Here is a 24,751-nt window from a genome sequence, read left to right as displayed (position 1 = left end):
TCAGATGGAGGTTACCGAAGGGGATGGCTGAGTCTGCGATGTTGGAACCAAGCGCCCGTCTCGTCACGCTTTCTTCCGCACGGCTGGCCGGCCTGCGCCGGCGGATCGGCGAACATCCCGACAGGACCCTGGCAGAGGCGTGCGCCATCGGGCTGGCGTACTGGGCGGCGGGCAACGGCACTGAGGGCCGCGCCCCCGGCACGTCCCTCATCGACGGCCTCGACCTGGCCCCCGGCACGCTCTTCACCGACGTGATCGGCTGGGCGGGCGACGGCGGGCGCGCGCCCGCGGGCTGGGAGGTGGCCGACGACGGGCTGAGCATCGCCGTCCCCGAGGGCGTCACGGCGGCCGACGCGCAGCTCGCGCTGGACGACCTGGCCGACTTCCCCGACCGGCCGCTCGCCACCATCGGCCCGTCCACCCTGGCGGACCGGCTGCGCACCCTGGCGCAGTGGAACGACACCGGGGCCGAGCGGGACCGCCCGACCATCGTGGAGTTGTTCCGCGAGCAGGTGCGCACCAGGCCGGACGCCGTCGCCGTGGTGGACGGGCACCGCTCCCTGACCTACCGCGAGACGTCCGCCCTGGCGAGCCAGCTCGCCCATCACCTGATCGGCCGCGGCCTCACCGCCGAGCAGGTCGTCGGCATCTCACTGGAGCGCTCGGCCGACATGGTGATCGGCCTGCTCGGCGTGCTCATGGCCGGGTGCGCGTTCGTGCCGCTCGACCCGCGCTGGCCGGCCGCGCGCCGCGCGGTCGTCATCGCCGACGCGGGGCTCGTCGCGCAGCTCAACCGCTCGGGCGAGCACGCCGGGGGCGAGCCCGAGGCCGTGGCCGTCGATCTCGACGGCTGGCGCTACGGCTCCTACCCCGCCGAGGACCCCGAGATTCCCATCGCCGGGCCCGCCCTGGCGTACGTGATCTTCACGTCGGGTTCGACGGGACGGCCCAAGGGCGCGATGATCCGGCACGAGGCGATCAGCGAGCGGCTGCTGTGGCAGGCCGGCGAGATCCTGCGCTTCGGCCCCGACGACGCGGCGCTGTTCAAGGCCCCGCTGTCGTTCGACATCTCCATCAACGAGATCTTCCTGCCGCTGGTGCGCGGCGGCAGGCTGGTGGTGCTGCGGCCCGGCGGCGAACGCGACCCGCACCACCTGCTGAGCGTGATCGCCGGGCAGCGCGTCACGTTCACCTACCTCGTGTCGTCCATGCTGGACGTGCTGCTGGAGATGGCGGGCGACTCCGGGCGGCTGGACAGCCTGCGGCACGTGTGGTGCGGCGGCGAGGTGCTCACCCCGGAGCTGTACGAGCGGTTCCGCAAGCTGCTCGGCATCCCCCTCTACCACGGCTACGGCCCGGCGGAGACGACGATCGGCGTCTCCCACGTCATCTACCGGGGCGCGGCGGAGCGGCTGACCACCTCGATCGGCAAGGCCAACCCCAACACTCAGCTGTACGTGCTGGACGACGAGCTGCGCCCGGTCCCGGTCGGGGTGGGTGGCGAGCTGTACGTGGGCGGCTTCCTCCTGGGACGCGGCTACGCCGGCGCGCCCGGCCTGACCTCCTCCCGCTTCGTGGCCAACCCCTTCGCGTCGGACGGCTCCCGCCTCTACCGGACCGGCGACCTGGCCCGTTTCACCCCTGACGGTTCGCTGGACTTCCTCGGCCGGGCCGACAACCAGATCAAGATCCGCGGCATGCGGCTGGAGCTGGAGGACGTCGAGGCCGGGCTCACCGAGCACCCCGGCGTGCGGCACGCGTGCGTCGTGGCGAAGAAGAACACCGCGGGCGGCACCTACCTGGTGGGCTACGTGATCCCGGCGGCGGGCGGCGAGGGCCTGCGTCCTGACGACGTCACCGCCTGGGCGGCGCGGAACATGGTCGACTACATGGTGCCCGCGCACGTCGTGGTGATGACGGAGTTCCCGCTCACCGAGAACGGCAAGCTGGACCGGCGCGCGCTGCCGGAGCCGTCGATGGGTCCCGGCCCGATCGCCGCGCCCGTCACCGAGGAGGAGCGGGTGGTGTGCGCGGCCGTCGCGTCCGTGCTGGGCATGGACGAGGTCGGCGCGGACGGTAACTTCTTCCAGCTCGGCGGCGACAGCCTGCTGGCGATCTCGCTGCTGGGCGCGCTGCGCGAGGCGGGCCTGCACGTCACCGCGACGGAGATCTTCACCAGCGTCACCCTGGGCGCGCTGGCGGCGGTGGCCAGGCGCGAGGACGACTCCGCCACCGACCACGAGGACGTCGCGACCGGCCCCGTCACGGGCTCGCCCATCGTGCGCTGGCTCGGCGAGACCACCGGTGCCGTGGACGGCTTCGCCCAGTCGGTCGTGCTGAACACCCCGGCGGACCTGACGGCGGAGGCGCTCGACGCGATCCTCACCGCCCTGGCAGGGCGGCACGACATGCTGCGGGCCAGGCTGACGCGCGGCGACCGCTGGGGCTTCGACGTCCCGGAGGCCGAGGGGGCGGCGGTCAGGTGGCAGGAGAGCGACCGGCCGCCCGGCGAGTGCGCCGACCTCGCCGTCTCCGCCCTGGATCCGGACGGCGGCACCATGCTGGCCGCCGTCTGGCGTCGCGCGTCCCGCCAGCTCGTCGTGGCCGCGCACCACGTGGTGATCGACGGCGTGTCCTGGCGGATCCTCATGGACGACCTGGCCACGGCGTGGCGGCAACTCACGTCGGGCGCGCCGATCGAGCTGCCCCCGGTGCGCACGTCGTTCCGCCGCTGGACGCAGTTGCTGGAGCGGACACCGTTCGACGCGGACCTCGCCCACTACCGCCGCCCCCTGCCGGGACCGGACGGACCGATCGGCAGGCGCCCGCTGTCCGGGGACGACACCGTCGCCCGCGAGCAGGTGCGCGTCGTCACCGCCGGGCCCGAGGTCACCGCCGCGCTGCTGGGCGAGATCCCCGCCCGGTTCCACGCCGGGGTGAACGACGTGCTGCTGACCGCGCTGGCCGTCGCCCTCGCCCGATGGCGCCGCGACCTGGGGCAGGATCAGACGTTCGCGCACATCGAGCTGGAGGGGCACGGCAGGGAGGCGCGGCACGTGACGGGTCCAGAGCCGGACCTGTCGCGGACCGTGGGGTGGTTCACCACGCTGTTCCCGGTGGTCGTGGACCCCGGCGCGGCGGCCGACCTCACCGATCCCGGCTACCTGGCCGCCGCGCTGAAGGCGGTCAAGGAGGACCTCGCCCGGGTGCCGGGCAACGGCCTGTCCTACGGCGTGCTGCGTTACCTGGCCGGCGCCGCGTTCGACGCGCCCGCGCCGCAGGTGCTCTTCAACTACCTGGGCCGCTTCGAGGCGGGCACGTCCGGGGATTGGCAGCTCGCGGGGGCGACCGGGCAGCTCGGCGAGCGGCGCGACCCCGCGATGCGGCTGCCGCGCGCCCTGGAGTTCAACGCGATCGCCGAGCCAGGGCCCACCGGCGCGTACGAGCTGGTCACCGCCATCTCCTGGCCGGAGGGCGTCTTCAGTGACGACGACGCCGCCGCGATCGGCGCGTACTTCCTGGCCGCCCTCGCGGGCCTGGCCGCGCTCGACCAGGGCGGCCACTCCCCCAGCGACTTCCGGCCGCTGCCCCTGACCCAGGCCGACGTGGACGCCCTCGACGGCCCGGCCCTGCGCGACCTGCTGCCGCTCACCCCGCTGCAGGAGGGCCTGTACTTCCACTCGGTCTTCGACGACGACTCGGCGGGCAGCTACGTCGAGCAGCAGTTGCTCACGCTGGACGGCGACGTGGACGCCGACCGCCTCGCCGCGGCGGCCACCCGGCTGCTCACCCTCTACCCGAACCTGGCCGCGCGGTTCGTCGCGCTCGACGACGGGCGGGTCATCTCGGTGCTGGAGAGCGGCGCGGTCGCGCCCTTCACCACGCTCGAACACCCCGGCATGACGGACGAGGAGATCCGCGACCACGCCGAACGCGACCGCCGCGCCGGATTCGACCTGGCCACCGGCCCGCTCATGCGGTACACGCTCATCCGGGCGGCCGCCGGCGGGCACGTCCTCGTGCAGACCGTGCACCACATCATCGCCGACGGCTGGTCGGTGCCGGCCATGCTGCGCGCGCTGCTGGCCGAGTACCACGCGCCCGGCAGCGTGCGCCCGCTCGGCGGCTTCCCCGCCTACGTGCGGTGGCTCGCCGGGCGCGACGACGAGGCGAGCGACCGGGTGTGGCGCGAGCAGCTCGCGGGCCTGCCCGGCCCCTCGCTGGTCGCCGAGGGCCACACCCCCTCCGGCCGGTACGCCGACACCGCCGTGGAGCCGGACCACGACCTCGACGCCGCCGCCCGCTCGGCCGGGGTGCCGCTGAGCGTCGCCGTGCACGGCGCCTGGGCGCTCACCCTGGGCGGCATCCTGCACAGCCGGGACGTGGTCTTCGGCTCCACCGTGTCCGGACGGGACGCGCAGGTGCCCGGCATCGAGGACATGGTGGGACTGTTCATCAACACCATTCCCGTACGCGTCCGGTGGGGCGGCGGCACCACCTCGGGAGAGCTGCTCGGGTCGGTGCGGGAGCATCAGAGCGCGGTGCTGCCGCACCAGCACGTGTCGCTGGCCAGGATCGGGCGGCAGGCCGGGGGCGGGCCGCTGTTCGACACGCTGGTGGTGTTCGACGTGGCCACCGACGTGAGCGAGCTGCGCGGGGATGCGCTGGCCATCACCGGGGTCGTGAACGAGGGGGCGCCGCACTATCCGCTGACGCTGGTGGTGGAGCGGGCGCCGGACGGGGGCACCCGGTTCAACCTGATCTACGACGGGGAGGTGGCGCGGGAGGCGGACGCGCGGGCGATCCTGGGCACGTTCACGCGGACGCTCACCGGGCTGCTCACGCGGCCGGACGACCTGGCGAGCGGCCTGGCGAGCGCGCTCGACCGGCGCCCGGCCTCGACCGCAGCCCCTGCCGCGACCCCGACCTCAGCCCCGATCGCGACCCCTGCGGCGGCACCGGGGGCGGCCCCTGGGGCGCACGGCGAGTTGCCCGGCCCCGCTCCGGCGACGCTGGGCGGCCTTTTCGACGCCGCCGCGCGCCGGAGTCCCGGCGCCACCGCCGTCACCCAGTGCGCGCTGGACGGCAGCACCAGGTCACTCACCTACGCCGAGCTGGCACAGGCCAAGGACCGCCTGGCCGCCGCACTGTGCGCCGCCGGAGCCGGGCCGGGCGAACGGGTGGCCGTCGCCCTCCCCCGCTCCGCCGAACAGGTCGCCGCGCTGATCGCCGTCGTCACCGCGGGCGCCGCCTACGTCCCCCTGGACACGGCATACCCGGACGAACGCCTCCAGTACGTCCTCACCGACGCCGCCCCGCGCGTCATCCTCGTGGACCACCACCAGCGCGACCGCCTCACGGACCTGGCGGCCAGGGCGGGCATCGAGGCCCGCGTGCTCGTCCAAGGAGACGAGCCACCACCGCCCGCCGCCACGGACGGACCGGGGGCCGCCCCGCACGACCCGGCGTACGTGATCTACACCTCGGGCTCGACGGGCAGGCCCAAGGGCGTCGTCGTCCCGCACTCCAGCGTGGTGGCGCTGCTCGCGAACACCCGCCACGACCTGCGGTTCGGCCCGGACGACGTGTGGGTGCAGTTCCACTCCGCCTCCTTCGACTTCGCGGTGTGGGAGCTGTGGGGCGCGCTCGCGCACGGCGGCGAGCTGCTGGTGCCCGAGTACGGGCTGACCCGCTCCCCCGTCGACTTCCACCGCCTGATACGCGAGCGCGGCGTCACCGTCCTCAACCAGACGCCGTCCGCGTTCTACCAGCTCATCGAGGCCGACCGGCACGCCGGCGAGCCGCTCACCTCACTGCGGGTGATCGTCTTCGGCGGCGAGGCGCTGGACCTGGGCCGGTTGCGCGGCTGGGTCGAGCGGTACGGCGCCGCCTCTCCCGAGCTGGTCAACATGTACGGCATCACCGAGACCACCGTGCACGTCACCCACCGGGTGCTGACCGGCGCGGACTTCGCGGCCCGCGACGACGTCAGCCCCATCGGCGGCCCGATCCCCGGCCTGGTCACGTACCTGCTCGACGACCGGTTGCGGCCGGTGCCGCCGGGCCGGGTCGGCGCCATCTACGTCGCCGGCGAACAGGTGTCGCTCGGCTACCTGGGCAGGCCGGAGCTGACCGCGAGCCGGTTCGTGGCGGACCCGTTCGCGGGGGACGGCTCGCGCATGTACCACACGGGCGACCTGGCGCGGCGGACGCTCGGCGGCGAGCTGGTCTTCGCCGGGCGGGCCGACGACCAGGTGCAGCTCAAGGGGTTCCGGGTGGAGCTCGGCGAGGTGGAGAGCGCGATCAGGGAGCTGGGCGGGGTGGTGGACGCGGCCGTCACGGTGGCGGACAGCGGTGATCACCTGGTCGCGCACGTGGTGGGTGAGGCGGCCGGTGACGTGGCCGGGTCGCTGGCGGAGAAGCTGCCCGCGTACATGGTGCCGGGGCGGGTGCTTTCTGTGGACGCCCTGCCGCTGACGGTCAACGGCAAGCTGGACCGGCAGGCGTTGCGTGAACACGCGTCCCGCACCGAACCCGCCACCCCGTCCACGACGCCCACCGTCGCGGCCGGTGAAGCCGTCGCGCCCGGCGGAGCCCTCCCGCCCGGCGGTGCCGTCGTGTCCGGCGGTGCCGTCGTGTCCGGCGGAGTCCTCGCGCCGGGCGCGCAGGACTTCCCGGCGCTCGCCTCGCTGACCGGCATCTTCGCCGAGGCGCTGCCCGGCTCCGAGGCGGACGCCGACACCGACTTCTTCATGGCGGGCGGCGACAGCATCATCGCCATCAGCGTGGTCAACCGCGCCAGAGCCCTCGGCCTGCCGATCTCCCCCAGGGACCTCTTCCTGCACAAGACGCCCCGAGCCCTCGCCGCGATCCTGGCCACCACCGCGCCGCCTGCCACGGACCAGCCCACCGCAGCACCGGCCCGTGCAGCGGACGGCCCGCTGGCCCCGACGCCGATCATCCTGAGGCAACGCGAGCTGGGCGGCTCCCTGGCACGCTTCGCCCAGGCCAGAACACTCGTGACCCCGGAGGGCACCGGCTTCCAGGACGCGGAGCGCGCCGCGAAAGCCGTAGTGTCCGCCCACCCCATCCTCCGCCTCCGTCTGCGAACCGAGCACGGGGTGTGGACGTTGCGCACCGAGCCCGCCACCGAGGTCGCCGTCGTCCGCACGGACGCGCCCGACGCCACGGCGGCGGCGAACGAGGCGGCGGGACGGCTCGACCCCGAGGCCGGGCAGGTGATCGCGTTCTCGTGGCTGGAGCCGAGCCGCACCCTGGTGATCACCGCTCACCATCTCGCCGTGGACGCGGTCTCCTGGCTGATCCTCCTGGACGACCTGAACGCCGCCCTGCGCGGAACGCCCCTGCCGCACCCCACCACCTCCTACGCCGAGTACGCCGACGCGCTGGCGGCACAGTCGGCCCAGCCGATCGACGACCTCGGCCACTGGCTGGAGACGCTCGAAGCGCCCCCGCTGCTGCCGGTGGCGAGCGGGTCGCGGGAGGTCGCGGTGGAGCTGGCGCCCGAGCTGTCGGCCCTGGTGACGCGCACCGCACCGGCCGCGCTCGGCGTCGGCCTCACCGAGCTGCTGTGCGGCGCGCTGCGGGCCGCGCTCACGCACGTCCAGGCGTCGCCCGCCGATCTGGCGCTCGAGCTGGAGCGGCACGGCCGCGTCCCGGTGCTCGGCCACCACGACTACACGCGTACGGTCGGCTGGTTCACCGCGATCGCGCCCGTGCGGCTGTCCCCGCACACCGACCCGGTGGCGGCGGCCCGCGAGCTGGCCGGGCGGCAGCCGGACGAGCGCGGGCACGCCGGCTACGGACGGCTCCGGTATCTCAACCCGCAGACCGCCCCGCTGCTGGCCGCGCGCCCGCAGGTGCTGTTCAACTACCTGGGCCCGGCCAGCGAGGCGGCGGCGGTGCGGATCAGCGGCGGCGACCAGGGCAGCCCGTACGCCGCCGAGGTGAACGCCTGGCTCGACACCGCCACGGGGAGCCTGCATGCCACGTTCACGCTGGCCGACGGCGTACCCGATGAGCTGGCCGAGCACTGGCGGCGCGCGCTGGAGCGCGTCGCGGACGCCTGCGCCACGGCGGAGCGCACGGCGCCGGTGACCCCGCTGCAACGCGGCCTGTACTTCCAGGCCCAGCTCACCGGCCCCGCCGGGCACTACGTCGCCCAGAGCTACTTCACCTTCGACCGGCGGCTGGACGCCGGCGCGCTGGCCGAGGCGATGGCGTACGTGATCGCCAGGCACCCGTCCGTTGGCGCCGGTTTCAGCACCGACGCCGACGGAAACCCGGTGCAGGTGCTCGCGGCGGGACGGCGGGTGCGGGTCCGCACGGTGGAGCTGCCGGACGAGGCGGCGGCCGAGGCGCTGTGCGCGCGGGACCGCGACACGGGCTTCGATCCCGGCGAGGCGCCGCTGATCCGGCTGACGGTGGTGCGGCTGCCCGGCCACGACGGCCTGCTGCTGAGCTACCACCTGCTGCTGTGGGACGGCTGGTCGCGCGAGATCGTGCTGCGGGAGCTGTTCGACGCCTACGCGGCCATCGTGGCCGGGCAGCCGCCGGTCCCTGTGCCGTCCGCGCCGAGCTTCGAGGAGCACGCCAGGGCGCTGGCCGCCAGGGACGTCGCCGCGTCCGAACGCTTCTGGGCGGAGCACCTGGCGGGCCTGCCCGGCCCGACGCTGCTCGCCGGCCCGTCGCCGTCCCTGCCGGACGAGCTGCCGTCCGCGCTGGTGCACACGCTGACGGCGGAGCGGTCGCGGCTGCTGCGGGAGGCGGCCAGGGCGCACGGCGTCACGCTGAACTCGGTGCTGACCGGCGCGTTCGGCCTGCTGCTCGGCGCGCACACCGGCCGCTCGGACGCGGTGTTCGGCGTGACCGTCTCGGGGCGGGAGGGCGAGGGCCTGTCCGGCATCGTCGGCGTGCTGCTCAACACCGTCCCCATGTGGACGAGGGCCAGGCCGGGCGACACGGTGCGCGAGTACCTGTCGGACGTGCAGGCGGCCAGGGTGGCGGCGATGGAGCACGAGCACCTGGGGCTGGGCGAGATCCAGCGCGGCAGCGGGCACGACACCCTCTTCGACAACCTCTTCGTGCTGCAGAACTTCCTCGACCTGGACGCGTTCGCCGAGCGGAACGCCCGCCACGGCATCGTCGCCGAGCGGGCCGACGACTCCACGCACTACCCGTTCACCTGGGTCGTCACGCCGGGCGAGCAGCTCACGGTCAAGCTGGAGTACCGCGACAGGGACACCGCGCGCGCCCGCCGGCTCCTCGACGACTACCTGCGCGTGCTCGACGACCTGGCCCGCTGGAGCGGGCCCGTGGGCGCGCTGCCCGGTCTGGGCCCCGTGCCGACGCCGGTCGAGCGCACCGGCATCGGCACCGACACGGTGGTGGACCGGTTCGACCTGGCGGCCGACCGCCATCCTGACCGGGTCGCGCTCGTCTCGCACGGCCGCAGCATGACGTTCGCGCAGTTGCGGGACCGCAGCCGGGCCGTGGCCGGGGTGCTCGCCGGTCGCGGCCTCGGGCCTGAGACGACCGTGGGGCTGGCGATCCCGCGTTCGCTCGACTCGATCGTGGCGCTGTTCGCCGTGCTGCGGGCAGGGGCGGCGTACGTGCCGCTGGAGCTGGACCACCCCGACGAGCGGATCGCCGCGATCGTCGCGGACGCCCGCCCCGACGTGATCCTCACCGTCAGCTCCGTCTCGCCCCGGCTCAGCGGCGAGCTGATCGAGCTGGACCGGCCGCTCCCGGAGGCGGAGCCGTTCGTGACGTTCGCGCCCGGTGACCCGGACCGGCTGCGGCACCCCGCGTACACGATCTACACCTCGGGCTCGACCGGCAAGCCGAAGGGCGTGGTGACGGAGTACGCCGGGCTCACCAACATGCTGATCAACCATCAGCGCCGGATCTTCGAGCCGGTGCTGGCGGAGCACGGCCACCGGGTCTTCCGGATCGCGCACACCGTGTCGTTCGCGTTCGACATGTCGTGGGAGGAGCTGCTGTGGCTGGCGGACGGCCACGAGGTGCACGTCTGTGACGAGGAGCTGCGGCGCGACGCGCCCCGCCTGGTCGAGTACTGCCTCGACCACCGCATCGACGTCATCAACGTGACCCCCACCTACGCGCAGCAACTGGTCGCGGAGGGCCTGCTGGACGACCCGGCGCGGCGTCCGCCGCTGGTGCTGCTGGGCGGCGAGGCGGTCACGCCGGGGTTGTGGCGGCGGCTCGCCGAGACCGAGGGGACGGTCGGCTACAACCTGTACGGCCCCACCGAGTACACCATCAACACCCTCGGCGTCGGCACGTTCGAGTGCCCGGACCCGGTCGTCGGCGTGCCCATCGACAACACCGGCGTCTACGTGCTGGACGCCTGGCTGCGGCCGGTGCCCGACGGCGTGCCCGGCGAGCTGTACGTGTCGGGCGTCGGCATCGCCCGCGGCTACCTCGGGCAGCCTGGCCAGAGCGCGCACCGGTTCGTCGCGTGCCCGTTCGGCGAGCCGGGCGAGCGCATGTACCGCACGGGCGACCTCGTGCTGCGGCGGCCCGACGGGAACCTGATGTACCTGGGCCGCACCGACCAGCAGGTCAAGATCCGGGGGCACCGGGTCGAGCTGGGCGAGGTGGAGGCGGCGTTCGCGGCGCACCCGGCGGTGCGGTTCGCCGCCGCCGTCGCCCAGTCCGACCCGCAGGTGGACGGCGCCTACCGGCTGGCCGCCTACCTCGTACTGGACGGGACGGATCTCGCGGCGGTGGCCGCCGAGGTCGGGGCGGGGCTGCCGGACTACCTGCGGCCCACCCACTACGCTCAGGTGGACGCCATCCCGCTGACCGTCAACGGGAAGGCCGACACCAAGGCGCTGCCCGAGGCCAAGCCGCTGGGAGCGCTGACCACGTCGGCCGAGCGCGGCCCGGCGACCGACACGGAGAGGGCGGTGTGCGAGCTGTTCGCCGAGGCACTGGACCTGGACGACGACGAGGTGAGCGCGGTGAGCGACTTCGTGTCCCTCGGCGGGCACTCCATGCTGGCGGTGCGGCTGGCCGGGCTGCTCCGCCGCGAGTACGGGCCCGTGGTCACCATCCGCGACCTGTTCGCGCTGCGTACCCCCGAAGCGATCGCCCGGCACCTCGATGAGCGGCACCTCGATGAGCGGCACCTCGATGAGCGGCACCTCGATGAGCGGCACTGAGCCGCGGGAGCCCCGTACCGGCTCCCGGATCCTCAGGACCGCGCTGCGGCGCAACGCGGGCGCCATGGCGGGCGGCACCCTGCTCATGGGGCTGTACCAGGCGGGCGAGACCGCGTTCCCGATCGCGCTCGGTCTGATCGTCGAGCACGCGCTGCAGGAGCGCAGCCTCGCCTCGCTCGGGTGGTCGATCGCGGCGCTGGCCGTGATCATCACGACGGTGTCGCTGTCGTGGCGGTTCGGGATGCGCATCCTGCAGAAGGCCAACACGACCGAGGCGCACCGCTGGCGGGTGCTGGTCGCCGACCGCGGGCTGCAGCCGGTGGCCAGGGACACGGACCTCAAATCGGGCGAGGTGCTGACCATCGCCACGGAGGACGCCGACCAGACCGCCGACATCATCGAGGTGGTGCCGCTGCTGATCAGCTCGCTGGTCGCGGTGGTGATCACGGCGGTCGCGCTGGGCATCGCGAGCCTCTGGCTGGGGGTGCTGGTGATCGTGGGCACCGTCGCGATCCTGACCATCCTCAGCGTGCTGTCCAGGCGGATCGGCGAGGGCACCCGCGAGCAGCAGGCGCGGGTCGCGCGGGCGGGCGCCAAGGTCGCCGACCTGATCTCCGGCCTGCGCCCGCTGCACGGGTTCGGCGGCAACCACGCGGCGTTCCTGACGTACCGGAAGGTCAGCGCCGAGGCGAAGGACCAGGCGGTCAGCGTCGCCAGGATCAACGGCGCGTACGCCGGGGCGGCGCTGGCGCTCAACGCGATCCTCGCCGCGGCCGTCACCCTGGCGGCGGGCTGGCTGGCGCTGAGCGGACAGATCAGCATCGGGCAGCTCGTCATGGCGGTGGGGCTGGCGCAGTTCATCATCGAGCCGCTCAAGCTGTTCTCGGAGATGCCGAAGTACGTGATGATCGCCCGGGCGTCGGCGGACCGGATGGCCCTGGTGCTGGCCGCTCCCCCGGTCATGACGCCGGGCACGGGGCGGCCGTCCGCGGACGGCGACCTGGAGGTCGACAGCGTCCGCTACGGGTCGCTGAACGGGCTGAAGTTCCACGTGCCGGCGGGCGAGTTCGTGGCGATCGCCGCCTACCAGGCGCGGGAGGCCGCCGACCTCGCCGCGATCCTCGCCGTGAACGTGCCGCCGGACGCCTACGAGGGCGTGGTGCGGGTCAGCGGGCACGAGCTGAAGGACCTGTCGGTCGAGGCGGTCCGCGAGCACCTGCTGGTGAACCCGTACCACGCGGAGATCTTCGCGGGCACCGTCCGCACCAACCTCGACCCGGCGGGCGCCGGCCTGCCGGTGGCGGACGCCGTCGAGGCGTCCATGCTGACCGACGTCGTCGCCCTGCACCGCGAAGGGCTCGACCACGAGGTGCGCGACCGCGGCGCGAACCTCTCCGGCGGGCAGCGCCAGCGCCTCTCCCTGGCCCGCGCCCTGGCCGCCGGCCCCGGCATCCTGGTGCTGCACGATCCGACGACGGCGGTGGACGCGGTCACCGAGCAGCTCATCGCCCGGAACCTGGCGCGGGTGCGGCGGGGGCGCACGATGATCGTCATCACCAGCAGCCCGGCGCTGCTGGACGCGGCGGATCGGGTGCTGGTGCTGGACGGTGGCGTCATCACGGCGGAGGACACCCATCGCAACCTGCTGCACACGGACGAGGGCTACCGCCAGGCGGTGGCCAGGTGACCTGCGCCACTTGAGGCGAACCCCGGTGCGGAGGAAGCGCCGCCCCGGGGTTTCGCGGGTTCAGACCAGCAGGAAGGACGGGGTCTTGGCGAGCTCGACCACCTGGAAGCCGGAGCTGACGAAGTCCACGTTGTAGTGGAATCGTCCCGTCACCCCGCTCGGCACGGTGATCGAGTACCGCAGTACCCCGGGACTGGAGCCGGAGCGCACGAAGTCGTTCCCACTCGGCGTCCAGGCCGGCGCCTTGAACTCCTCCTTGAAGGGATTCCCCGTCGGCACCAGGCTGGCCACCGGAAGGCCGGTGTTCTCGTTGATGGCGACGATGTTCAGCGTGTAATCGCCGCCGCTCTGGCCGAGTACGTTGCCCGCCTCCAGTTGCAGGACGAGATCGAAGGTCGGCGACCTGGGCGGACCCGCGTTGGGGGTGTCGTCGGCGACGGTGCCGTTAGGTGCCGTGGTGTAGGCCGCCGCTATTCTCGCGTCGCTGGAATTCATGTGCCCTCCCGAGCAGGAATGGCGAGAGAATTTCCCCCGCCATTCCATGATGGCCGCGAATTCCAGGCCCCGGAATTCGTGAAATTACGTATTCGATTCAAACGCCGTAATGCACGAACGAACCCCAGAAATAAGGTAGTCCTATTTCTGGGCCGGGAGCGGGCCCTTCGGGGCGAAGGTCCCGCACCCCGGAGGCCCCGCCTGTGCCGACGTCGCGCCGCAGGGTCTCGTACGCGGCATCCCGTGCGTCCTCGTCGAGCGTGCGAACCCAGCGCCGGGCCGAGGTGAGAGCCCGCGTGACGCCGTCGCCCTCTGCCAGACCCCGATACATCTCCGTCATGAGCAGGGCGGCGGCCTGATCGTCGGCCGGCCACAGTGACACCACCACGTGCCGCGCGCCGGCCGTCACCGCAGCGCGGACCAGCCCCACGATGTCTCCGCCCGCGGTGGCGGTGCCCTTGCCCGTATGGCACGCCGACAGCACCACGAGGTCGGCGCCGAGGTCGAGCCCCATGAGGTCTCCCACGGTGAGCCGGTCGTCACCGGCGAGTGCGAGATAGCTGCCGTGGGGCGCCAACTCGTCGACGAGGCCGTGCGTAGCGAGGTGCAGGATGTGGCATCCCGGCGCCCGTGCCCTGACGGCCTGCTCGGTGGCGTCGTCGCCCGTGAGGAGCTTCGCGTCGCTGAGCATGCCGGCGATCGCCGCCACTTCGGTGGCGCTGCCTCCCAGCGGGTGAAGACCACGCTGAGGGCTGTACGCCGGGTTGCCCACCAGCAGCGCCGGCCCGTTGAGATCCGGCGCGCGTGCGGCCTCCGGGCGGGCGAGCAGCGCCGCCGAGGGCAGGTGGGAGACGTGGTTGCGCTCTCCCAGCACCTTGCCGCGCCAGGGCAGGGCGTGGAAGGGAAGCAGCGCCAGCGAGCGGTGCGGCACGACGATCAGGTGACCGTCGTCCGCGATCATGGACTGGACCGGCTGAAGCAGCAGGTCCGTGAGTCGTTCACCGAGCCGCTGGTCGTACCAGCCGGTCGCGCACGATTGGTGGAACGCCCTGACGTCGGCGGTCAGGTCGCGCTCGCGAACCCGCATGCGCTGGTGCCGCATGCCGTCCGAGCCGGCGGCCCAGACCACCAGGTCCTGTCCGAACGCCTCATAGTAGAGCAGGACACGGTCACCGGTCAGTCCGGCGCGCACCTCGTCCCAGTCAGCGCCGGGCCGTCTCTCCCGCCATCCGGTGAGCACCTGCGGCGCGAGTTCGGCGACCGTCGACTCCGCCGCTTCGAGCTCGTCCTCGACGGCCAGAATTCGGCGCTGGACCTCCTCGGGCGGCGGCGGATCCGCCGCCGCCCACGCCACCTCCCTTGCCAGGCTTTCGTAGGCTGCCGCCCAGGCGGAGCCCGCCCGCAGCCACCGGCCGACGGCGTCGCGCGGCGCGCCGTCGGGCAGCGCGTCGAGCGCCCGCAGGAGGTCGACGACGAGCCCGCGGCAGCGGTCGGCGAGTTGGAAGGCATCGCGGACGGCCCGATCCGCCTCCACCGGCGAATCGGCCTGGCCGGCCCGCCCGAGGTGGGCCATGACGCCGAAGTGGTACATGGCGGCGACATTGACGTCGTCCGTCATCGAGGTACGCAGCACCTCCCTGACGAGGCCGGCCGACCTGGTCTCGAAGTCCTCGATGGCACGGGCGCCGTGCGTGACCGCCTCGTCGAAACGACCGAGCGCGGTGGACAGCTCCGCGCGGCGCGCTGCGTCGAGCCAGGGCCGCCTGGCCGGTGGTGGCCAGCCCTGCTCGTCGAGGGCCTGCAGCGCGAGTTGCGCCGTCACCGGGTCCTCGAGGATGAGGAAGATCGACACGGCGAAGTCCAGGTGCAGCATCCCGGCTTTCAACAGCGTCATGGTGATCTCGTGGGCCTCGTCCCGCCGGCCCAGCTCCGCCAGCAGGACGATGCGGAGGATGACGTCGTCGTCGCGCAGCGCCTCCAGCGCCTCTTGGAGGTGCATCCGGGATTCCCTGCGGCGTCCCGCCTGTTCATCTCGCCGTCCCTCGTAGCGCAGGATCAGCGGGCGCGCCTGCCGAGCGGCCTCGCGCGTTGCGGCGAGGGCCTGCTCGACCCTGGCGGGGCGCTGTCGGATGCGATCCGCGGCATCCGCGACCGCGTTCAGGTAAGTGGCCGCGACTCTCTTGAGATCCGGATCGGCGCTGCTCTCCGCCACGTTGTCGAGCTCGTTCACCACGTCGGCGGCCCGCGTCCACGCCAGGGCCTCGACGGATCCGGAACCCAGCCCCGCCACGTGCTGCGCGGCCTCACCCGCGAGCAGCACGGTCGAGGCGAAGCGGAAGTTGGCCTCGCTGATCAGGTCGATCAGGTCGCGCCCTGCCAGGGTCCGCTCCTTGGGGGCGCCGGCGAGGGCGGCGAGCCGCCGGGCCAGCCGCATGCCCCTCATGGCCGGCAGGGACGGTCCGCTCTCCCGTAGCTTGCGTGCCCTGGCCAGCAGCAGCCGTGCGATGCCCTGCGCGAACCCGTCGCCGCCCTCGGCACGGCTCCACGCCGCCAGAGCGTCCATCTCGTCGAGGGGCACGTCCTCACCCGCGTCGAGCCGGTCGAGGAGCAGGTGCGTCTCTATGACGCGGCGCAGGGCCGACCGCCCGGAGCCAGCCGCCGCCTCGGCGGCCTGCCGCAGCAGGGGCACCGGATCGCCGCTCGCGTCCTCGCGCATGAGGCAGGCCAGCCGCAGCGTGACCGCCGCGCGCCCGGCAGCGGCTCCCACGCTCGCGTACAGCTCCTCCGCACGCAGGTAGTGCCGCCGGGCCGACGTGGGGTCGGCGGCAGGCAGCGCGACCCCGATGGGAAGCCGGGTCAGCGACAGGGACAGAATGTCCGGATGTGCGGCCGGGGCCAGGGCCCAGTCCCCTTCGGTGAGCGCGATATGCGCGTTCATCAGCGGATCGTCCCCCGCCAGCCGGTGGGCCTCAGCGAGGGGGGCCACCACGTCCTGCGTGCTGCCCGCACGCCTGGCCACGTCGGCTTGCGCGAGGCGCAGGTAGCAGAGCGCGTCCCGCGAGGTCAGCCGTTCGCCCAGCTCCTGGAACTCCTTGTACACGGCGGACATGTCCTCGTCGGCGCCCGCGAGCGCGTTCTCGGCCACCGCCCTCGACCACTGAACGAGCGGAATCACGCGTGCCGCGACCTGGACGACGAGGTCGGCTCCCGGTTCCGCCGGCGCTGGGACAGGTCCGGCATCGGGCAGCATGTCCTGAGGCGCCCCTCCGCCCGGATACAGGTGGACGTCGGCCGTCCGGGCGGCCAGCCGCAGCGCCGCCGCCACCTCCAGCACCTCGACGGGCCCCCGCAGGCCGTCGAGGGCACGCAGGGCGCGTTTGGGCTCCCCGGCGGCGATCGCCCCGGCCGCGACGACCAGCGGGCGCTCGGCTTCGGGGATCGCGACCAGGACGGTCGATCGGCCCTCCTCCCTCAGGAAAGGCGTGAGATCGTCACCGTGACGTTCCGTCAACAGCAGCGATACGAGCAGATCGGTCGAGTGAAGCATGGGGCCTCCCGCGGCTCAGTCATGGCGGGCGGTGATCGGGAATGCGAGCAAGCCGAGCGCGTACCCCCTCAGCACGGCCGTGAGCCGGTCGGAGGTGCGGAGCTTGCGGTAGAGGTTCTCCTGGTGCTTGCCGACGGTGCGAGGCGAGACGCCGAGCCGCCGGGCCATCTCCTTGGCCGTCAGCCCTTCGGCGAGCAGCCGGAGCACGCTGTGTTCGCGTGGGGTCAGCCGCGGCCGGGTCTGTGGTGTGGTGGTCACCTGGTCACCGTCCCGCCCCAGCGCGTCCGCGTCATGGGGAGAAAGGAGCGAACGTGCCTTACGGAAACCCTTAGGCCCGGCCCGTCCGCTCCTCAGGCGCCCGGCCTCAGCCGGAGTGGAACCCGATGATCGCCCCGTTGAGGTCCATGGTGACGAAGTCGAGCCGCTCGCCGTTCAAGATGATGGTGAGCGGGTTCCCGTGGTAGACGACCCCGATGGACAGCGGCTTCTTCAGGTCCATCGCCTTGAGTATGTCCTCGGTGAGCGCCGTGGGATCGGCGCCTTCCTGCAGGTCGAACGACTTCCCGTACAGGTGGATCTTGCTTGCCATGGTGCTTTCCTCTCTGGTGATTCCGATGGGATCGAATGAGGATCAGGGATCGACGAGTCCGTGCCGGCGCGCCGTCACCGCGGCCGCGCCGCGGGTGGTGGCGCCGAGCTTGGCCATGAGGTGCGACACGTGCACGCTCGCCGTCTTCTCGGTGATGAACAGGGCTCGCGCGATCTGCCGGTTGCTCTGCCCCTGCGCCAGGTGCCTGAGCACCTCGCGCTCGCGCCGGGTCAGCCCGAACGGGTCGGGCACCTGTTGCGGCGGCGGCCGCTGGCCGGTGTCCACGCTCACCCGGGCCGCCACGGCCATGGCCATGACCTCGGCGCGCAGCGGCTCCGCGCCGATCCGCCCGGCGATGCGGACGGCCTCGCCCAGGGGCTCCGCGGCGGCCCGGCGGTCGCCGCGCTCGATCGCCGCCTCGCCCTGCCGCCATCGCGCGTACGCGGCCGGATACGGGCGCCGCAGCGACAGCCAGGACTCCGCGACCGACTCCCACGCGTCCACGTCGTACCGGCCAGCCAGCCGGGCACTCTCGGCCCGGCACAGCGCCAGAGTGGCCGACATCTCGGGCAGCGGGGCCTCCTCCGCGCCGAGCGCCGCGGCCTCTGCCTGGGACAGGAGCCGGGCGCCCACGTCCACGACCTGGTCGATCGCCGCCTGGTCAGGTCTGGGCAGCGAGCGCAACCGCCGTGCCTCGTCTGCCGTCACCCGCAGCCCCATGGCACACAGCCGCAGGGCGAAGCCACCATGATCGCCGTGTGCCGTGGCGGCGAGCCCGTTGTCCACGTAACCGAGAGCCCGCGCGTGCTGTCCGCGCCAGAGCGCCAGCTCGGCCCACAGCACGTGCAGCGGTCCCGCGAACTGCGGCTCGTCAAGCCGGGCGGCGACCGAGCCCGCCTCGTTCAACCGCTCCTCGGCCGCGGCGAAGGTGCCACGCCCGATCTCGATCTCGGACCGGACGATCTGCAGGTAGAAGTCGAAGCCCGGCGGCAGGTCCCGGGCACTCGCCGCGCCGGCCACTTCCTCGGCCTCGTTCCACCTGCCCAGCAGCACCAGCACCGAGGCCGCGTTGGCCACCAGCGCGCCGCCTCCGGTCAGCTCGAGCCCCAGGTCCCGGCCGCGGTCCACGCCCCGCCGTGCCACGTCGAGCGCCTCTTCGAGCTCGCCGGTGACCTCCAGGACGTACGCCAGGTTCGCGTACGCCCGGAAGACGTCCTCCAGCGCGCCCAGTTCATCGGCGATGTCCGTGGCCGTGCGCAGCGCGGCGGTGCCGGCGTCCGGCGCTCCTGTCAGGGTGAGGGCGACGCCCATGGTGTTCAGTGCCCGCCCCTCCTCCGCCCGGGCTCCGACGAGGCGGGCGATCCGCAGCGCCTCCTCGCTCTGGCCAATGGCGGCGCGATAGTGTCCCGCCTGCATGAGCGCGGTCGCGTACCCGGCCCGGGTCCACGCCACCTCGGCCGAGGGCGGCTCGCCGGACAGGACCTTGGTGGCCTTCTCGTACGCGTGCAGCGACTCCTCGCCCCGGCCCAGCTCCCACAGGTAGCGGCCCTTGCGTTCGAGCAGGGTTCCGGTTCGTGCGGCCTCGCCGTCGTGACCTGCACCGGCCAGGACCTCGTCGAGCAGTTCCACCGCCTCGGAGAGTCGGCCCGACCAGCGGTAGGCGTCGGCGGCCCGGACGAGCAGGTCCTCGCGGGCCAGCCCGGCGCGGTCCTCGGCGTCGGGCACGCGGGTCCACAGCCGTAGCGCACGGTCGTACTGCCGGGCCGCCTCGGCGTAGGCGAAGACGGACACCGCCGCCGCTGCGCCGCGTACGGACTCGGCCAGCGCCTGGGGGACGTTGTGCGCCTGCTCCCAGTGGTGTGCCAGCTCGGCGGCCATGTTGAGGCTGTCGGTCTGCGACAGGGCCGGGTCCTCGGTGAGCGCTTCGGCGATCGCGCCGTGCAGCCAGCTTCGGTCGCCGGGCAGCAGTTCGGCGTAGACGGCCTCCCGCGCCAGCTCGTGACGGTAGCCGTAGGTCTGCCGGGACGGGTTGACGACAAGGATCTGCCGCCCCACACATTCCTGTAACGTCCGTCTCAGCTCGCGCTCTCGCAGATCGCACACCCTTGCCAGCAGTGGGTGTGTGACCTGCCGCCCCACTGTCGCGACCACCCGCAGCACCTCCTGCGCGGGCTCGCTGAGCGCCTCGATCCTGGCCAGCACGACGTCGCGGACGGCGATCGGGACGCCCTCGTCGCCGAGATCCCGCGCGGCGATCAGCTCTTCGGTGAAGAACGGGTTGCCGTCCGAACGGTCGAACACGCGATCGGCGAGGTCTCCTGGAGGTTCGCCACCGATGATGGCCGCCACCAGCTCCCGGTGCCGCTCGCGGTCGAGCCGCACCAGCTCGCAACGGCGGCAGCGGCCGCTGAGCTCGATGTCGGCCAGCGTGCCTCTGAGCATGTGGCCGGGCAGCAGGTCGTCGGTCCGGTAGGTGAGAACCACCAGCACCCGCTCCTCCTGGAGCGTGCGGATGAGGAACACCAGGAGGTCCAGCGTGGAGCGGTCGGCCCACTGCACGTTCTCCACGGCGAACAGCACGGGTCCCGTTTCGCTGAGCTCGTCGAGCAAGTGCAGGACCGCCTCGAACAGGCGGCGCTGGGTGCCTTCGCGGGACGGCTCCTGCTGGTCCTCCTCCATCAGGACGGGAAGGAGCAGCCCGAGCTCGTGCCAGTTGCGCCCGGCCAGCCCGCGCACGGCGGGCGCCCCGAGCTCGCGCACCAGCCTGCGCAGCGCCTCGGTCAGTGGCGCGTAGGCCATGTCGCCGGCACCCAGGTTCAGGCACCCGCCGGCCAGGATCCGGGCTCCGTTGCCCAAGGCCCAGGCGGTGAAGTCGCGCAGCAGCCTGGTCTTGCCCGCCCCGGCCTCGCCGCCGACCACGAAGGCGACCGGAGCACCGCCGTTCGCAGCGCCGAAAGCGTCCCGCAGCATGGCGAGTTGGTCCTCGCGGCCTACCATCCGGTCGGCTGACAAAAGAGTCACAGCACGCTCCGTTCACTCGGTACGAAGGCTCGGCGGGGCCGCTCGGCGCGCAGCATGTTCGTCAGCGCGGGAGAACCTCGAAGGCGAGAGAGACGCCGGGCATGCTCACCGCCTCCCTACCGGTGACGGTGCCGAAGGCCTCCCCGGAGAGCAGGCACGTGCGGTAGATCGCGACTACGTCAGCCTCCTGCCCTGCGAGGAGCCCGTGCGCCAGATCTATGAACTTCGCGGTGGCGGTCATGGCGGCGATCGCCGGGTCCACGGCGGCCGATGGCGTGATCACCTGGCCGGCCAGCAGGTCGGCCAGCGGCCGATGGGCCGCCCGGGCGGGAGACAGCCAGATCGCCAGGTCGAGATGATCGCGTACGTGGCCGTCGAAGAGGACCTGCGGGACGCCGCCCGCCCCGGCCAGGCCGGTGAAGGCGTGGTAGGCGACGTGACCGCCGTTCCCGTCAGGTGAGCCCGTCAGCACGAGCGCGTCCACACGCAGGGCCGCACCGCCCGCGATCGGTTCGGACACCGACAGGTCCGTCAGTCGGAGCGTGACCCCGGCCGGTGGCGGCGTCGTCGGCTGCGGAGGCAGCGCACGCAGGGACCGGTCGGGCAGATCCGCATACCGGAATCGCGTGGCCTCCTCCTGAGGCGGCGGAGCGGGATGCACCATGATCGGGAACTGGCGGACCGCGTAGCGGATACTGTACTGCTGTTCCGACTCCGACTCCTTGAGCTCGCGCCCACCGCCCAGCGCGACCTGAGCGACCACGTGCCACAGCGGCGACTCATCGCCGCTGATCGCCTTCTGGACGCCCTCCTGCTGCAGGACGCTCAGGTCCTCGGCCCGGTGAGTGACAATCACGATGATCGTCTCCAGCCGCGGCTTCGTGCCGGCGAACCCCTCCGGCCACTCCAGCTCCAGGCCGACGAGCTCCCGGGTCGCGGGGCTGCGGCCCACCCACCATTCCTCGTCTCTGTCGAGTGCGAGACCTTCGGGGTTGGTGTTGGTGCTGAGGCTGATCCTCCGGCTGACGCCGACGTCGAACATGAAGAAGAACAGCCGGCTGGGGCTGGTGTTGCGCATCCGCACGTACAGGTGCTCCTGGCAGAAGACCATGTTGCCTGGAGCGGTGATCGGCACGGGCTGCCCGTCGACGACCCGCCCGAACTCCACCTCGAACGAGGCATCGAGCGCGGAGGTGCCCGTACCTGAGGTCAGTTCCTCAAGCGTCAGGGCCCGCGCGTACCTGTTGAGATCCCGGACCGTACGCACGATGCCGGTCATCGCGGTGGCGTCCCGCGGCAGGGTCAGCGCTCCCTGGGGATCGCGCAACTCCACGATCCCGCCGCTGACGTGTGCACTGACGGGCACGTCCGCCTCGGCGGGTTCCGCGATCCGCACGTGGCTCGCCTCGGCGACGGCGGCGCTCACGGTCTCGGCCTCCGGGCCGGTTCCCACGACGGCCACCGGCCTCCTGCGCATCGACAGCTCCACCGGATGGGCCCGTGCGTTGCGCGGCAACTCGGTGGCGCCGCCCAGAAATTGCAGTTCCACCACGGCGTCGGTGGAGGAGACCTGGGTAACGGTCGCCCTGGCGAGGCTGGTCTCCAGCGATCTGAAGGGGGCTCCGGCGGGCTGCACGGCGTAGACGTCCCCCGGCGCCACCCCCGCGATCCGCCCGGCGGCCAGCCTCACCTGCCCGTCGAGATCCACCTCGACGGGCAGGACTCCGGTGAGGTCGGGGACGTCGGTGGTGAAGGGCAGCCGATCGTAGGGGCCCTCGGCCCTCGGCCACTGGTTCGGGAACAGGCGCCGTACGCGGTAGCGGACCCGGCGGATGATCTCGGCCCAGGTGAGCCCGGCTTCACCGACCTCCTCCAGGGTGTCGCTGAGCGCCTCGGTGAACGCGCCGACCACGATGCCGTCGCGGTTCTCGTACTCGTAGGCCGACTCCTCGGGCCCGCAGGCCACCAGGCGGACCGCCCACGGGTTCCCCACCGCGTCGCGCCTGCTCCGGACCTGCTCGATGACTCCGCGCCTGATCAGGTGCGCCTCGACATCGGCCCACTGCGCGCGGGGCAGGGCACGCGACACGACCCCCACGTCCCTGGACATCCGCGAGGAGTAGCAGGAGTCCCAGATCGTCGTGACGTTCCGCGTCTTCCCGGTGAGCTCCCACTGCAGGAGCGAGAGTTCCGTCGCGGTTATCCCGCGCAGGTCGTCCGGAGTGGACTCCGGAAAGTCCGTGGGCACCCACAAACGGTGATCGAGGGCCGGCGAGTCGCCCGGCCCTGCTTGGGCCCGTACACCGTGACCGGACGCGTAGACGACCACGCAGTGGTCGGAGGTGGCGTCCTCGATCAACTCGCGGTAGGCCGCCACCACCGCGTCCCGGGTCGCCGTCTTCTCCTGATGCCGGCGGATCTCGAACCCCCTGGACTCGAGCAGGCGCTGCATGATGTCGAGGTCATGGTGCGGGCCTCTGAGATTGAGGATCTCCGATCCGATCAGCAACGCGACCTTCTCCACGGCCACCATCTCCTCCGTCGTGGAATCCCGAAGACTCAGAACTTCATGTTCTCGATGACCTGCATCGCCGCACGGTGCTGCGCCGCGGACGCGTCGCTGAGGCTCTTGGCGAGCTCCCCGCTGTCGACAGGCTCGGGAGCCGATTCCTGACCGGTATCCTCCGTGGACTCCGGAAGGGCATCCATGGGGACTTCCTCGACAGTTATGTAACCCACGAGCGTCATCTCGTCGGTTTCGACGGACACCTCGTAGAGCTCAGGGAATTCCTCGGACATGGTCGTCTCCTTTCAGTACTGGTAGGGGTCGCTGAGCATCGCGACGAGATAGAACAGGGCCACGAGAACGCCCAGCCCGACCGAGGCCCAGGTCCAGGCCTTGGCCTTCTTCAGCGAGTCCTGGGCGCCCGCGATGTCGCCCGCGCTCTGCTTGCCTCTCACCTGCGCGGCGTGGACGATCGCCACCACGCCGGTCGGCACACAGCAGAGAATCGTCGAGATGATCGCCGGCACCAGGAAGTTCGGCATGGGCGGCAGCACCACCGGCCTGGGGCCGGAGTGAACGGTCCCGTTCACCGAGGACGTAGGCGGGGGCGGGGGCGGCGTGTCGGCGCGGGCCGGCGTCAGGGCGCGGATGGCGCCGAGCGCCACGACGCTCTTCGGGTCTCCCCTCGTGGCGGGCATCTGCCGCAGTTGCTCGTGCACCAGGCCCGCGGCCAGGGGGATGCGGCTGGAACCTCCGGTGAGGTAGACCGCTGCCAGGTCCTCCGGGGCGCGGCCAGCCGAACGCACCGTGCGCAGGAGTTCGGCCACGCTGCCCGCCAGATCCACGCGGATGAGGCTCTCGAACTCCTCCCGTGTGACCAGCAGGTCGCGGTCGTACGCGCTGACGTACAAGGTCGCGTCGACGCGGTCGGACAGTTGTTCCTTGGCCGTGCGCACCTGGGTCAGGAAGTCGGCGTGAGCGCGGGCCCAGCGTCGGTCCGGCGGCGCGGACAGCGCCTCCCAGCGGGCGCCGTCGACCTCTGCCAGTTGCCGGCCGAGCAGGTTCAGCAGCCGCTCGTCGAACACCTCGCCCCCGAGGTGCGGGTTGCCGCCGGGCGCCGCCGCGACGACGAACCCCTGCCGCTCGCGGCGGAGCACGGCCGTGTCGAAGGTGCCGCCGCCGAGGTCGTAGACGGCGACGTGGTCACCGTGGCTCAGATGCACCTCGGTGTAGGCCAGGGCTGCGGCCACCGGCTCGGGCACCATGTACGCGGCGGGCAGGCCCGCGGCGACGGCGGCTGCCTTGAGGCACTCCAGTGGGCCCTCGGTCCACCGCGCGGGATGCGTCAGCGCCAGCCGCTCGGGGAATGTGCCGTTGTGGCGCCTGCGCGCCTCCACCACCACGCGTTCGAGCACCGCCGCCACCGCGTCGGTCACGGGCACCATCTCGCCGCCCAGCGGAAGGTGCTCCGTGACGCCGATGTACCGCTTCGGTGTCCGCTCCACCCGTTCGGGGTAGCGCCCGGCTTCGTTCACGGCGGCGCGACCGGCCAGCAGCCGACCCTCGGGATGCAGCATGACCAGGGACGGCATGCGGTTGTAGCCGTCTACCTCCAGCACCTCCGGCGGCCCGTCGCCGGTTGAAACGGCGGCCACCGTGTACGTGGTTCCGAAGTCGACGGATAGTTGCCATTGCATGA

Annotated in this window: 10 protein-coding genes; 2 read left to right on the top strand and 8 right to left on the bottom strand. The window is 72.7% G+C overall.

The features are described from left to right. Positions 1 to 38 precede the first annotated feature (38 nt). Both ABD331_RS21115 and ABD331_RS21110 read left to right on the top strand, forming a co-directional pair. A complete protein-coding gene (locus ABD331_RS21115; RefSeq protein WP_344477274.1) occupies positions 39 to 11,207 on the top strand; it encodes an amino acid adenylation domain-containing protein in 11,169 nt (3,722 codons plus the stop codon). Beyond that, complete coding sequence (locus ABD331_RS21110; RefSeq protein WP_344477272.1) at positions 11,164 to 12,894, top strand: ABC transporter ATP-binding protein; 1,731 nt, start codon at positions 11,164 to 11,166, stop codon at positions 12,892 to 12,894. The genes ABD331_RS21115 and ABD331_RS21110 overlap by 44 nt, the downstream gene beginning before the upstream one ends. Positions 12,895 to 12,954: 60 nt before the next feature. Here ABD331_RS21110 and ABD331_RS21105 read toward each other — a convergent pair whose 3' ends face one another. The 8 genes from ABD331_RS21105 to ABD331_RS21070 form a co-directional block, all read right to left on the bottom strand. Beyond that, positions 12,955 to 13,389 carry a hypothetical protein gene (locus ABD331_RS21105; protein ID WP_148436179.1) on the bottom strand — a complete coding sequence of 145 codons (435 nt, stop codon included), beginning with the start codon at positions 13,387 to 13,389 and terminating at the stop codon, positions 12,955 to 12,957. 97 nt (positions 13,390 to 13,486) lie between these two features. Continuing rightward, a complete protein-coding gene (locus tag ABD331_RS21100; protein WP_344477267.1) occupies positions 13,487 to 16,936 on the bottom strand; it encodes a CHAT domain-containing protein in 3,450 nt (1,149 codons plus the stop codon). Positions 16,937 to 16,951: 15 nt separating this feature from the next. Beyond that, positions 16,952 to 17,194, bottom strand: a complete 243-nt coding sequence (locus ABD331_RS21095) for a response regulator transcription factor (protein WP_262379700.1) — start codon at positions 17,192 to 17,194, stop codon at positions 16,952 to 16,954. Between the two features lie 106 nt (positions 17,195 to 17,300). Further along, a complete protein-coding gene (locus ABD331_RS21090; protein WP_344477264.1) occupies positions 17,301 to 17,525 on the bottom strand; it encodes a hypothetical protein in 225 nt (74 codons plus the stop codon). Positions 17,526 to 17,567: 42 nt separating this feature from the next. Next, the gene (locus ABD331_RS21085; RefSeq protein WP_344477760.1) at positions 17,568 to 20,522 is read right to left on the bottom strand and encodes a helix-turn-helix transcriptional regulator; all 2,955 of its coding nucleotides are present in this window, start codon (positions 20,520 to 20,522) and stop codon (positions 17,568 to 17,570) included. Positions 20,523 to 20,607: 85 nt separating this feature from the next. Next, positions 20,608 to 23,070, bottom strand: a complete 2,463-nt coding sequence (locus ABD331_RS21080; protein WP_344477262.1) for a caspase family protein — start codon at positions 23,068 to 23,070, stop codon at positions 20,608 to 20,610. 35 nt (positions 23,071 to 23,105) lie between these two features. Beyond that, the gene (locus ABD331_RS21075; protein ID WP_225265985.1) at positions 23,106 to 23,345 is read right to left on the bottom strand and encodes a hypothetical protein; all 240 of its coding nucleotides are present in this window, start codon (positions 23,343 to 23,345) and stop codon (positions 23,106 to 23,108) included. Between the two features lie 12 nt (positions 23,346 to 23,357). Beyond that, complete coding sequence (locus ABD331_RS21070) at positions 23,358 to 24,749, bottom strand: Hsp70 family protein (RefSeq protein WP_344477256.1); 1,392 nt, start codon at positions 24,747 to 24,749, stop codon at positions 23,358 to 23,360. Positions 24,750 to 24,751 lie beyond the last annotated feature (2 nt).

The sequence above is a fragment of the Nonomuraea monospora genome, assembly GCF_039531895.1.
Classification (GTDB): domain Bacteria; phylum Actinomycetota; class Actinomycetes; order Streptosporangiales; family Streptosporangiaceae; genus Nonomuraea; species Nonomuraea monospora.
The sequence above is the reverse complement of the archived record's forward strand: the minus strand, read 5'-3'. Positions and strand labels throughout refer to the sequence as shown.

Excerpts from the sequence above, each read along its gene's own strand:
- ABD331_RS21100 (WP_344477267.1), bottom strand. The coding sequence starts at position 16,936 with ATGCTTCACTCGACCGATCTGCTCGTATCGCTGCTGTTGACGGAACGT.
- ABD331_RS21070 (WP_344477256.1), bottom strand. The coding sequence starts at position 24,749 with ATGCAATGGCAACTATCCGTCGACTTCGGAACCACGTACACGGTGGCC.
- ABD331_RS21090 (WP_344477264.1), bottom strand. The coding sequence starts at position 17,525 with ATGGCAAGCAAGATCCACCTGTACGGGAAGTCGTTCGACCTGCAGGAA.
- ABD331_RS21075 (WP_225265985.1), bottom strand. The coding sequence starts at position 23,345 with ATGTCCGAGGAATTCCCTGAGCTCTACGAGGTGTCCGTCGAAACCGAC.
- ABD331_RS21110 (WP_344477272.1), top strand. The coding sequence starts at position 11,164 with ATGAGCGGCACCTCGATGAGCGGCACCTCGATGAGCGGCACTGAGCCG.
- ABD331_RS21085 (WP_344477760.1), bottom strand. The coding sequence starts at position 20,522 with ATGGTAGGCCGCGAGGACCAACTCGCCATGCTGCGGGACGCTTTCGGC.
- ABD331_RS21105 (WP_148436179.1), bottom strand. The coding sequence starts at position 13,389 with ATGAATTCCAGCGACGCGAGAATAGCGGCGGCCTACACCACGGCACCT.
- ABD331_RS21115 (WP_344477274.1), top strand. The coding sequence starts at position 39 with ATGTTGGAACCAAGCGCCCGTCTCGTCACGCTTTCTTCCGCACGGCTG.